General features: G+C 49.3%; 11 protein-coding genes. 3 read left to right on the forward strand and 8 right to left on the reverse strand.

Annotated elements, in window-relative coordinates:
- Positions 1-25 precede the first annotated feature (25 nt).
- Entirely contained in the window at positions 26-886 is an 861-nt protein-coding gene (locus AAC019_RS11260) for a hypothetical protein (RefSeq protein WP_339898979.1), read from the forward strand.
- 213 nt (positions 887-1,099) lie between these two features.
- Here AAC019_RS11260 and AAC019_RS11265 read toward each other — a convergent pair whose 3' ends face one another.
- From AAC019_RS11265 to AAC019_RS11295, 7 genes are all read right to left on the reverse strand, one after another.
- The gene (locus tag AAC019_RS11265; RefSeq protein WP_286791787.1) at positions 1,100-1,291 is read right to left on the reverse strand and encodes a hypothetical protein; all 192 of its coding nucleotides are present in this window, start codon (positions 1,289-1,291) and stop codon (positions 1,100-1,102) included.
- Between the two features lie 54 nt (positions 1,292-1,345).
- Positions 1,346-1,612 (reverse strand): hypothetical protein, encoded by a 267-nt coding sequence (locus AAC019_RS11270; RefSeq protein WP_339898980.1) that lies wholly within the window; start codon positions 1,610-1,612, stop codon positions 1,346-1,348.
- 1,170 nt (positions 1,613-2,782) lie between these two features.
- Positions 2,783-3,748, reverse strand: a complete 966-nt coding sequence (locus AAC019_RS11275) for an integrase domain-containing protein (protein ID WP_172515165.1) — start codon at positions 3,746-3,748, stop codon at positions 2,783-2,785.
- A 1,052-nt stretch (positions 3,749-4,800) separates the two neighbouring features.
- Positions 4,801-5,796, reverse strand: coding sequence for a DUF4238 domain-containing protein (locus AAC019_RS11280; RefSeq protein WP_339898982.1), 996 nt, complete (start codon positions 5,794-5,796; stop codon positions 4,801-4,803).
- 197 nt (positions 5,797-5,993) lie between these two features.
- Complete coding sequence (locus tag AAC019_RS11285; protein ID WP_339898984.1) at positions 5,994-7,076, reverse strand: BsuBI/PstI family type II restriction endonuclease; 1,083 nt, start codon at positions 7,074-7,076, stop codon at positions 5,994-5,996.
- Positions 7,036-8,865 (reverse strand): N-6 DNA methylase, encoded by a 1,830-nt coding sequence (locus AAC019_RS11290; RefSeq protein ID WP_339898986.1) that lies wholly within the window; start codon positions 8,863-8,865, stop codon positions 7,036-7,038. The genes AAC019_RS11285 and AAC019_RS11290 overlap by 41 nt, the downstream gene beginning before the upstream one ends.
- A complete protein-coding gene (locus AAC019_RS11295) occupies positions 8,862-9,446 on the reverse strand; it encodes a recombinase family protein (protein ID WP_339898988.1) in 585 nt (194 codons plus the stop codon). The genes AAC019_RS11290 and AAC019_RS11295 overlap by 4 nt, the downstream gene beginning before the upstream one ends.
- A gap of 194 nt (positions 9,447-9,640) precedes the next feature.
- Here AAC019_RS11295 and chrA point away from each other — a divergent pair, with 194 nt between their 5' ends.
- Together chrA and AAC019_RS11305 are read left to right on the forward strand one after the other, a co-directional pair.
- Complete coding sequence (gene chrA / locus AAC019_RS11300; protein WP_339898990.1) at positions 9,641-10,852, forward strand: chromate efflux transporter; 1,212 nt, start codon at positions 9,641-9,643, stop codon at positions 10,850-10,852.
- A gap of 10 nt (positions 10,853-10,862) precedes the next feature.
- Positions 10,863-11,168, forward strand: coding sequence for a PadR family transcriptional regulator (locus AAC019_RS11305; protein WP_339898991.1), 306 nt, complete (start codon positions 10,863-10,865; stop codon positions 11,166-11,168).
- A 253-nt stretch (positions 11,169-11,421) separates the two neighbouring features.
- On the opposite strand, the gene lepB is transcribed toward AAC019_RS11305, so the two are convergent.
- The coding region (lepB, locus tag AAC019_RS11310; protein ID WP_339898993.1) for a signal peptidase I at positions 11,422-11,888 on the reverse strand (467 nt) is incomplete at its 5' end.

Genomic DNA, 11,888 nt, shown 5'->3' on the forward strand with positions numbered 1-11,888 from the left:
TTTAAAGATAACGGAGGATAAACCCATGAAACGATACATCGCGACAGCTTCTGCTGCTGTAGTTCTATCACTGGCAGGTTGTGCAACCACCGGGTCATCCGACCCCGCAACCTATCAACCGGAGAAATCCCGTGCGTACAACCTCGCTCAGGCCGGGGGTATCACTGAAGCGCGGGATACAGAGAGAAAACACCTTTCAGAGAACGAGCTTTACAAGGTCGCTTCCAATGCCGATATCCTCATGTGGGATCGAGGAGCAAATTGGAGCGGGGGAGAAGCACTGGGAGCCAGCCTCTTGTTTGCAGCCCTGGAGCCAACGTCGAACTTTGCGAAAGACTCTTTGTTCGGCTGGATGCCTTCCAGCATGGCCACAGATGCCGTTCAGGCCCGTGCGAAGATGTCAGAAGTGACTACCTCCGCAATGAAAAAGGCCCTCGGTAGCCTTGGCTATACATATGAAGCCACGCTAGAGAACTACGACCAAAAAGCAGTGTTTGGGGGCGGAAGCGCTTTTCTGTTCAGTCAGATAACTATTATTGACGCAAATCAGGGATGCCCCTCGCCAGATTCTGTCGATCACTACTCAAAGACATGCTATCTCTCTTCTCAGATCATAGAGCCAAGTCAAGGATTTGAACCTGCGTTCCTGGGAGGTGGTCAGGCCTGGTCGTTCACAACTGAAGGTGTGAAAGCCTCATCTGTAAAACTGAATGTCCCGGAAGGGGTGACCCTGGACAGTGTATCTATCATCGGCGCGATCAGCGCGAATCTGCCCGATTGGGCCTATATGTTTGCCCCTCAAACCGATGAAACTCCTCCCATGGTCGTAAACAAGGGGAAACCCTTGTACTTTGTGGAACCGGTGGAGAGTATCGAAAAGAGCTGATCGAAAACGAGTGATTGGAGGGAGGGCTATGGCAAGAAATCTCAAAGAGATTATTCAGAGCGAGGATCCAAAGATAGTTTCTGCCGCGAAGAGAAAGGCAGAGAAGATCCTCCAGTCAATAGATGACACAACGGGTACGGTAGCCACCAAGAAAAGAAGTAACTCTCGGCTGGTCAGGAAATCAAAAAGGGGCCAGTGATCTGGCCCCTTTCACTATCGAGGAGCATACCCGCAATCGGCCAGACCCCTTTGCAGAGATGCTAACGCATCCTTCATCAGATACGCCTCATCATCGTTAACAGCATTACTCCTTAATTCTTGCCAACCAATTCGCTTTACAAGCTGTGCTAAAGCCAAAGCCTGCGCATCGGAAAGCTCAGTAAGGACGGATACTGTGTTATCCATAAGGACCTCCTATGGGAAGGAGGGAAGCCCCCAAGGGCGTCCCCAGGGGCTTCATTAATTCACCGCGCCGTAGTGCGACTTCGCGTAGGCAAGATCGAGCGTAAAGGTAATCTCAATCCGGTCCACAACGAGATCGAATTTACGGGCGTGTTCCATCAGATTAGACCGGAACACTGATTCGGCGTCGTCATGCGACGTTGCGTTAACCGTTTCAGCGACCAGCTCACCTTTTCCGTTGTCGTAACAGACGTCGGTGTAGTACACACGTCCGCACACATCGAACTGGTGATTCTCTGGTTGATTTTGAATTTGTCCCAGCATGTCTATTCTCCAAAAATAAAAAGCCGGGACTTCGCCCTACCGGGCTTAGTACCCGGCTGGGTGGTTTAATACTTACCGAGGACCGGCAAGTGATTTGTTGCAGTGGAGCGCAGGTCGAATGACCTCACCATCAATGATGCGGCCAGTAATGAATCCGACAGGAGGATTCTGCTCTGATCGCTCCGGTTCAATAACGTCCCCGGATAATGGCGACGCGTTTTGACTGACGACCCGTACGGGCCGCGCTTTGAACATTGATCGAACGATGACGTTGAGAGCACGGGCTACCACTGAAGCGCCAAACGCGATAACGCCAACCGTTACAATCATGACCAAAACGAATGTGGAAAAATACATATAGAGCTCCAAACAATAGTTGATTGAAAGGGGCTCACCCGTTACCGGGAAGCCCCGGTTACGGGTTTAAATGATTTATCGGGAACGCGAGAACCAATCAGAAACTGGCTCAAACTTGTCGCCCGACTTCATTATCTCGATGAAGTCATCCTCGTTGTCACATCGGGCCAAACCGAAATAGCTTTTCGTAAATCGGCCATCAAGGCACCGAAGGACCGTGAAGTGGAGATTTCCTTTTGACTCACAGTGAGCCATGACAATCCCTCTGCGTTGATACACATGGGAATCATTCAAAGGAAGCACCAAGCCGTTGACTTCGAGTTTTTTCATCTTGCACCTCAAATAGTTTTGAGGGGTCTCCCAGTACAGGGATACCCCTGTCTGGGATGATGGTTAAACTTGCTGTTTGTTTGAGGAGGCCAGCTACCTCTCTATTTCCGGCGGTTCCGGAAATTGAAGATAGGTTATCGGACAATGGCCGTGAGGCACGAAGCTACTTTTTCCCTTTTTGGGCGCAAAGAGGTTTTTTGTCTACTTGGGCCTGGGAGGTTCGCCTGGTCTGCCTAACAGCTCCCATAGAAGTCTGAAGGCATAGAAATGATCCCGTAGGGTTGTACTGCTCAGATGGCTCTGCCGCGCATAGTACCTGTGGATATGTGCTCTACCCACCTGATTAGGCTGGCTTACGCCTTGCTCATGGGCCGCAATATCTGACAGTGCAGCAATCAGCCGTTTCACCATCGCCCGTCTGGCTGTCTTGCCACCATGGCGAACATACACATGTGCTCGCTCTCTTACCCATTTTTCCATCGCTTACCCCAAGTATGAGTTTGTAACGTCAATACGCCCGTGTCCCAGCTCCCGCGCTATCTCAGCACGAATCTCCTGATCCAGTGTCTTGGCCTGGGCGACCGAGATCCCCAGTTCCTTGGACAGGTATTCATGATGAGCCCGACCGTGGGCCACACCAGCGCGGATAGGGCTATCGGCCCCCATGAGGACCCTGTAGCGCTCCTGAGCATAGTGGTGGCGCTCACCATGGAAGTTCACCGGCTGACGACCAATCTCCCGATATGCCTCTTGCCGAAATTCTCTATATGTCTGGTTGCCTGGGATCATACTGCGGCCATCCTGGATGGCCGCAGCTCTCTGAAGAGCGGTTATCTGAGCATTAGAGGTAATCGGCACCATACGCTGGCGACCACCTTTGGTTCCGTCCTTGATGGCAACAACCCCTTCTTTCTCTGCCTGTTTCAGCGCCCGAGTCGCATCAAGCTTGGCCGACTCCTCGAATCGCAGGCCAAAGTTGCGCTGCACCTCCAGCAGCGCTCCCAGCCGTTCTGAGACAGCCCCTATAGCTGCCTGGTGGGCCGCTTCCGAAACGCTCCGGTCGCTCGATGCGATTCCTGAACGCTTGGGAAGCCCGCCCTCCGCGACAGGCGCTACTCTGACTTGTCGGTCGCCACGAGCAATCTCCATCACCCGGTTTACTGCCGACAGGTAGTTCTGGGCAGTGGAAGGAGAAATCTCGCCACGCTCAAACCTATCGTTCAGATGGGCCGCGTAGGCCACCAGATGGGCCTTCTCGATGTCCCGCATGTCCTTTATGCCCTGTTCTGTCTTGATCCAGGATGAAAAAACGCTCCAACGGTCATGGATCGTTGCAATTGAAGCAAAGCTTCTCATCCCCTCTTTGAGCGCGTTGAGGCCCGCCCGCGTCATATCACGGCTCTTAAGGCCATAGTTTCTGGCATCCGGATTGGATCGTTCTGAGCGCATAGTGCTATTCCTTCTTGTTCTGGTTCTGGCCTGCCCGAAAATCATTGGTAAGTGATAAACGCGATTTTTTTAATCAGCTTCGCGTGCTGAGGCCAAATCAGGGTTCTTGCCCTGGCAAAGGGTGGATAAACCGAGCACCCACGGTCATTTACATACGATCAACACTGCTATGGAGCGGGCTGCTCTCGCCACTGGCTGGTCTGTTCCGTTGGAACAAACTGCCAGCAGCTCCGGCTGGTGAAGTCGCTTTTCTTGGAAAGTTAGCGCGTAGCGCTCGCCGCCTTGCGCGGCTGTGTTCGCGCACATTCGTGCGCGGGGCGAAAGCCTTGAGCCATTGAGGCACAAGGCTTTCGGCGGGGTTTGCTACCCCGTCTCTGTTTTCGCCGTTGGCGACAGAGACGGGGAGGGGCATGGTGCAAGCTCGGCATACGCCAGGCTCACATGGTTGAGGCAGAGGTGGTCCTCTGGAATTTGGCTGCTCATGATCGAGTGCCAGGTACGCCACAAATTCAAGAGAACAGTAGCGAGGAGGGGCATTTGCCAACTGCAAGCAGCGGCAACGATGACGATCTAGCGTCAGGGGTTCACGAATGGGGATGAAGTTCATCAGGGGTTCCTCCGAAGGGTTACAGACGGAGGAATGCCCATACGGGGGACAGTCCCCCAGAGGGTTGGTTAGATAAAGGCAAGCGCCTTGTTTACATAAACTGCTGTTTTCGGCCAGCTACCATTTACGTCATTAATATTAATAGGTTTTTTGGATCGGTCAAGCCCCAAAAGAAGGTCTCGTAAAAGGCTGTTATGAGACCCATTTCGCCTCATTCCTACATTACCCACCGTTCAAACGGTGCTTGAGTCTCACAAAGTCGCTTTTTGAGACCCTACCTGAACGGAAATCACTATTAAAAAGCTGGTTACGAACAAATGGGACTCCTAACATTGCTTTACGAGACCCAATGAATTCAACTGGTTAAGTATTGAGCAGCAACGAGGATGTGATTCTTAGGGGGGTAGAGGTGAGAAGCTCAATAGTGAAGACTTAACTACAAGGGCTACTTTCTTGCTCGCTTCACCAATTGTTTGATTTCTTTAATTTGGGAATCCGTCTGGGCGAAAATATGCTCGTTCGCCCTGAACGCCATTTGAGTGTTAAGAGAAATAGCTTGTTCGTGAGTTATGGATACCTTTCCTGGTGGGTACTGGTTCGAATTATTTACCATGTAGGCGTACCTAGGAGATATTGGGTAAAACGCATCCATAAATTCGGGCGGCGTTCTTCCATGAGAACTTTTGATCGACTCATGAACATTAATGATAGGGTTATCAGAAGTGATGAATGGTTCAGATGTATTATTCTCTAGCAGAACATGTTTGTCTTGATGACGGGTAGCCGTTAAATTCGCTCCTATATTCATTCCAAACATATAGCTCAGAAACCACCAATTTTTGTTCATCAAATGTTGGTATTTCTCGAATGAATAAGGAGGATTGGGGTAGCTCTTAAACGTTTCTTCATCTACCGCAAAGCCAAAAGCTTTATCCTTAAATGACTTTGTCCGGGTCATTTGCATTGCAAAAAACTGGGTAAATTTCACTCTATTTTCTGATGAATCAAATACCGAAAAATCACCTTGATTCATTCTTTTCAGTATTTCAACGGACTCTGACTCATGGGCTCCGTGAAGGTTTTCCAAAGCATTGTGCTGAAACTCAATGAGTTTTTGTCTCACAATTTCAGGAGGCGTTACTTTTTGAGAAAGTTTGTATGCGCGAGAAGCATTATAAAAGTCTTTTAGATAACTATCATGAATTTCCCTCAGTTCTTCCGGGCTTGCTGAGGAAAACCTTCTAATAAATACAATGTCCTCATCGTCCAAAAAGTTTATCTTGTAAAAATCCCGCTCGGCAGCTAGACCGTAAACGCTGTCATAAGCGATGTTGCCCTTCTTTGTCGTATAGTAAACATTCTTACCATCAACTGACCAATGCTTGAGATAGTACGCCCAAACATGATGGTGCTTCCTTTTTAACTGCGACTGTTTATTCATTAAGTTTGGAGTTTCAAAATAAATCTCAACCGCCTTTGGGGCGACGGTCGAGCTTGGTATTCACCCAGCGCTCTAATCGATCTGCGTTGACGTAGAGGATGCCACAAAGGAATAGAATAAATCCGATAAAGCCTAGTGCTGTATACATGGTTACTGTGAGATCAATCATATATCCCCCAAATCAAAGTAAGATTTTTTCATGTTAAAGAGAATTCGGATAATGTGTGAGATTCACCATCCTTGAGTTCAATAATGTTAGTAGGCTCTGAACAAAACCAAGCATATGTACCCCACGCCAACTCCGACATAGCTTTCTTGAATGCTGGTGCGGAGCGATCCTGGAAGGCAGTAACAAAAGCTAAATGCTCAGGGCTAAATCCCGCTTCCACCGCAATCTCAGTTAATTTCTTTTTACGGACAGAATTTACTGGGCCATCAGAGGCTACGATCTCAATGAATACGAAAAGCATATCGCTGCCATCTGTCTTGGTTCCCAAATCAACCAATATGACATCCGGTAGTGTCTTTGATGGATCGATCTTCAGTTTCAACCTACTGGCGAGATCAATTCCAACTTTTTCACCGGACTGTGATAACCACAATACAGCAGGATTCTTGAGGAACTTAGGCGCAAAATCCTCGATAACACATTTTCCAATTACACCAGAAGGCCCTGACTCAAGGGTTACCACACCGGCGTTGGGTAACGTAGCTGTGATGGTATCGGAGTTGGCCGCAGCCGCGTTCGCTCCTAACAATCTTATCCGGCTGAGTGCCGCCGGATTGAGGTGTGCTTTCTGCCAAGCAAGAATCGCATCCTCCAAATACTGGCCGACTAAGCTCTCATCAAAAAGAGCCGCAAATTTTTGAGTCATCGCATATTTTGGTAGTGGCGTAGTGACTGGCAAACCAGCTCTCTCCAAAACCGCCCCCAAAGCAATGAACCCATACCGTATAGTCTCATCCCTGACGGGCTCTCGCGAGTTCGGAGCGTACCAAGTGTTAGCTGGCCGTTCCTTCTTGCTGGAGAGAGCCTGTTCGACCCAAGCGTTGCGCTCCTCGTCCGACAGCAGCACTGCCTGCTCATCCGACATGTCAGTAACTTGGCTCGGACGAATCCAGCGCTCCTGTCCGTCAATCGCTCCTGCATAGAACATTACATAAAGCGTGCGGGCCGCCATTTCGCGGGTAACGTAGTTACGATTTTCTGTCCCATCTGGGAAGATCTGTGGCAATCGCTCAGCGATTACCTCCAGTTTTGGTACTTTCGGCCAGCTCAACTTTGTTCTCTCCATACAGTTTGGCTACACATTTCTCAATCGTGAGTCTATCAGAACCGGCCAAAATGATCTTCTGCAGCTTTGTCAAGCCTTCAATCGTGGGTAGAGGAACCGACATCAGCTCATAGGCAGAGACTGCAACACTGCCGCTTATACAGCGATATATGCGGTCGAAGACCTCTGAGTTGAGGAGAGCGTTAATCGTTTCGACAGTCACTTCTCTGATCAGACCGTCGGAGTAAACAATATTCAAATGATTCTCAACTACAACGCCGTTGTTTCGGTCGATAAAGTCTTGGGGGATGACTGCGCCCAAAACCCGACGACTCTGTTCTTTTGATGTAGTTCTCTGGACTAAAACACATGACTCCCGTGTAATAAGGTGTTGTTGGTTGTTCTTCACCTCGATATAGGGAACATGATTCCGTTTCACTGCTGAGAATTTAAAGCCTTGAGCTGTAACTGACTCGGCCCATATCAACGGTAACGAATTTTTCGTCTTTTCTGATTTAAGCTGAGCTTTATGCCGATTCCAAACCAACTTTCCAGTGGATACAACATATCCAAGGTCAGGAAGCCGTGTTTGCATCTTCTTAATACGGTTAAGTAAAGCTGCGTCTTTTGATACCCTGGGAATTAGCCAAGGCCCATCGCCCTTAACAATACCCACTTTACCAATGTGCTCTACTTTAGCTTCATTAAGCCCTTGCGGGACGAGAAGTGATACTTTAGAGGGGCCACGTCGCGCTCCCTTCTTAAAGGTCGTCAGTAATGTTTCCTGGAGCACGTCATCAAACACTCCTTCTCGGTTAGAAATGAAGTCGAAAGCTCGTGGTGCCGCTTCAGTAAGTAACAATTCTCGTAGCGCCTTGAAATACTGACCGCCCAGAAATGATGTTGGCGTGAGGTAGGCGATGACTCCATCTTCCTTAGCGGTTCTCAATGCAAGGTCAGTAAACAAGCCATAAAGATTGGCGTGACCGAACAATGAACGTGCGTATTTATCTCTTAAACCTGTATCAAGCGTAACTTTCCCATATGGGGGATTGCCAATCACCAAATCAAATTTTGTCGATGACTCATATGCAAGTGCGTCACCAACAGTTATTACGTCTTTTGGTAACCTCTTCCGGGCCTTAATGCACAAATCAATGAGCACCGATTCAAGAAGAACATGCGTCATCCAGGCGGCAAAGGGGTCTATCTCCACCCCCTTCAATCGCTTACCTATCTGCCGAATCTTCCATTCTGCTGACGTGCTTTTCGATTTTTCAAGCATTCGTGTTGCTACAGGAGCTAAGAATGCTCCACCACCACAGGCTGGATCTATTATGGACGCTTTACTGAAATCAACCCCAGCATCTTCGGATAAATCAAGTAGACGGGAAACTAAAGGAGGCGGCGTATAGTAAGCTCCCAGCTTTGAGCGGAAAGCCACTGGTAACATCGCTGTGTAGATTGAGCCAATCAAAAATCCCGCATCAATATCGGGAAACTGAGCGATTACTCGCCCTGTGCTTTTTGCAACGTCTTCAGCATCTGACGCAACATCAGCGAGAAATGTATCACGGGGAACTGGAAAAATTTTAAGCTTAGAGCCGTGGCGCGAATTAACCTCACTCCAATACGAAGTCACCAGAACGGCGCAATATGATCGAGCTACAGCCAGACGATGCTCATCATCGGAGACGGAGCTGGCATACCCCCGTGCCATGCTTTTACAAGCATCATACCTGACAAGGGGCTCTTCCGATTCGCTTAAAATATCCTGAAAGTGATACGCATTCATGCCTTCGTACCCTCGCGGTCAGGTTTAACTACCCCGACCCTGTTGTAAATAGTTGTTCTAGAGACTCCAAATCGCTTGGCAATATCAGAGACGGGTATATTTGGATCCTTGAGTAGAGCTTTAATCTCGCGAATATCTTTCTGTTTCAGCTTTGGTTTACGTCCACCAAGTCGGCCACGCGCCCGCGCAGCCCTTAATCCAGCTCGTGTTCTCTCGCTGATTAGGTTTCTCTCAAATTCAGCAAGTGCAGCAAATACGTGAAAAACCAGCTTGCCAGAGGCACTTGTCGTTTCGATCTTTTCTTGAAGACTCTCAAATCCGATTTTCTGTTCTTCCAGGGTCGTCACGAGTTTGACCAAATCACCCAAGCTTCGTCCCAGGCGGTCCAGTCTCCAAACAACCAACGTGTCGCCTGAACGCAGAGCTTTCAGGCAAGCCTCAAGCTCCGGCCTTTCAGTGTTCTTCCCACTGGCTTTGTCTTCATAGATGACCTGGCAGCCCACTTTCTCCAAAGCATCCCTTTGGAGGTGCAGGTTTTGATCATCCGTTGAAACGCGGGCATAGCCAATACGTTGATTCATGTACAATTAATTTACATAGAAAAATATACGGGTATTTTAACAGATGACACGCCAAGAATCCATGCGAAATGGCACCCCCCTCAAGGTGTTCACAAAACGGTGGTTTTTTGGACATAAACAATAACGGGTTTACTTAATTATCGAACTTCGATATCGTATTTCGACTATTTAGATTGTCAGAGCGAGACACAGTTATGAACATACCCGACACGACTACCGGCGATCGCAGCCCTTGGGTTATCTTCTTAATTTTCCTCAGGTTGGGCTTGACTTCTTTCGGTGGTCCAATTGCCCACTTGGGCTATTTCCGTGATGAATTCGTTACGCGGCGACGTTGGTTGACCGAGCTTAGCTATGCTGATCTAGTTGCTCTCTGTCAATTTCTGCCTGGACCGGCGAGCAGCCAGGTCGGTATCGCCCTCGGGCTATCTCGCTCCGGCTATGCCGGAGCGCTGGCCGCATGGTCAGGCTTCACGCTTCCTTCAGCGATTGCCCTAATCCTGTTTGCTCTAGGCATCAGTAGTTACGGTGATGTGATGCCATCTGGTGTGCTTCATGGGTTGAAGGTGGTAGCCGTAGCCGTAGTCGCACAAGCCGTATGGGGTATGGCCCGCAACCTCTGTCCAGACGCCCCGCGCATCACAATCATGTCTGCGGCAACATGTTTTGTGCTTTTGGTGCCATCGGCTTGGGGTCAGATTGGAGTCATCGTAATGGCAGCAATCTTTGGTCTGTTGTTTTTCAAACCTCAGAATGAAGCTGTACATGACTCCTTGCCAATTGCCATCCGGCGTCGAGTAGGAGTGTTTTGGCTGATGCTTTTCTTTGCGTTGCTGATGGGCTTGCCCTTGTTATCAGTTATATTTCCTAATCAGACTCTATCAATGGTGGATGCCTTTTATCGTGCTGGCTCGCTGGTCTTTGGTGGTGGGCATGTCGTACTGCCGTTATTGCAAGCCGAGGTAGTTCCATCCGGCTGGGTTTCCAATGACGCTTTTCTAGCAGGATATGGTGCTGCGCAGGCAGTACCTGGTCCTCTGTTTACCTTTTCGGCGTTTCTTGGAGCTTCTATGAACGAAGCTCCATCCGGCTGGTTAGGTGGCTTGATCTGCCTTCTAGCGATCTTCACGCCGTCCTTCTTACTGATAATGGGAGCTTTGCCATTCTGGGAACGCCTACGTGGCAATACTCAAATGCGAGCGGCGCTGTGTGGCGTGAATGCAGCTGTGGTTGGCCTTCTGCTAGCCGCCCTTTATAAACCTGTATGGATAAGTGCGGTTAACGCGCCTCAAGACTTTGGCTTGGCCCTGATCGCACTGGTTGCCTTAATGTTTTGGAAGCTGCCACCCTGGCTAGTAGTCGTAGGGAGCGGCGTCGTAGGTGGCTTTTTGGCTACGTTTTTATGAGGTTCGGAAAATGACCGATAAAGATCTTTACGGTGGACTGATTCGTTTACATATTCTGCATCACGCAGCCGAAGAGCCCATCTTTGGGCTTGGCATCATCGAAGAGCTGCGCGGTCATGGTTATGAGATCAGCGCGGGGACTCTTTATCCGATGTTGCATAGGCTAGAGAAAAAGGGCTATCTCACCTCTCACCATGAACGCACAGGCAGCCGTGACCGGCGGTTATATGAAATCACCGAACAGGGTCGTGTTGCGCTTACTGACGCCAAAGCGAAGGTGAAGGAGCTCTTTGGAGAGTTGATTGAAGGACGTTAGATATAAGCTTGGTTACTGAACAAAGAACATTACCGTAGAAGAACCATAAAATTATTGGTTGCCATGAAGTATCATGAGTAACATGGAAATCAATGGGTTACATGAGTAAAGCTGGTAAATATTGATCCGCATTTACTCCGCAAAACCATTAAGCTATTGATTTACAGTATCTTTTCACATTCTGTATCGGAAAATAACCCCGGAACAAGCAACATCACCCCGCGCCTATGTAAGCCGCCGCCCACACTAAGGGTTAAAGCAACTTAGTGGCGATACGCTGAAAGAACTCGCCGGAAAAGCTCAGCCCAACGGCGGTCACCTTGCCCACCACCTGAGTTTTATCGACAAAGCCCCAATAGCGCGAGTCGTAACTGTTGTTGCGGTGATCGCCCATCACAAAATACTGTCCCTCCGGGACTTGTATCTCACCCTCGATCGTTCGCAACCCACCCTCACCGCTTAGCTTAATCTGGTGGGGCTTCATGCCGCCCGACTCCTGCAGCAAATCACCTGACAGTGCCGTTTGCTCGAGCTTCTTACCGTTTATCCAAAGCTCGGCTCCCCGAATCCTCAGCCGGTCACCGGGAACCCCCACCACCCGCTTCACCAAACACTTGTCGGTGTGAGTGGGGTAAAAGGTAATAATGTCGCCCCGCTCGGGCTCACCAAAGCTAAATAGCCGGCTGGACGTAAAGGGAATGGATGGGCCATAACTTAATT

This window comes from uncultured Gilvimarinus sp. (assembly GCF_963975215.1).
Lineage (GTDB): Bacteria > Pseudomonadota > Gammaproteobacteria > Pseudomonadales > Cellvibrionaceae > Gilvimarinus.

Excerpts from the sequence above, each read along its gene's own strand:
- AAC019_RS11295 (WP_339898988.1), bottom strand. The coding sequence starts at position 9,446 with ATGAATCAACGTATTGGCTATGCCCGCGTTTCAACGGATGATCAAAAC.
- AAC019_RS11305 (WP_339898991.1), top strand. The coding sequence starts at position 10,863 with ATGACCGATAAAGATCTTTACGGTGGACTGATTCGTTTACATATTCTG.
- AAC019_RS11265 (WP_286791787.1), bottom strand. The coding sequence starts at position 1,291 with ATGGATAACACAGTATCCGTCCTTACTGAGCTTTCCGATGCGCAGGCT.
- chrA (WP_339898990.1), top strand. The coding sequence starts at position 9,641 with ATGAACATACCCGACACGACTACCGGCGATCGCAGCCCTTGGGTTATC.
- AAC019_RS11290 (WP_339898986.1), bottom strand. The coding sequence starts at position 8,865 with ATGAATGCGTATCACTTTCAGGATATTTTAAGCGAATCGGAAGAGCCC.
- AAC019_RS11270 (WP_339898980.1), bottom strand. The coding sequence starts at position 1,612 with ATGCTGGGACAAATTCAAAATCAACCAGAGAATCACCAGTTCGATGTG.
- AAC019_RS11280 (WP_339898982.1), bottom strand. The coding sequence starts at position 5,796 with ATGAATAAACAGTCGCAGTTAAAAAGGAAGCACCATCATGTTTGGGCG.
- AAC019_RS11260 (WP_339898979.1), top strand. The coding sequence starts at position 26 with ATGAAACGATACATCGCGACAGCTTCTGCTGCTGTAGTTCTATCACTG.
- AAC019_RS11275 (WP_172515165.1), bottom strand. The coding sequence starts at position 3,748 with ATGCGCTCAGAACGATCCAATCCGGATGCCAGAAACTATGGCCTTAAG.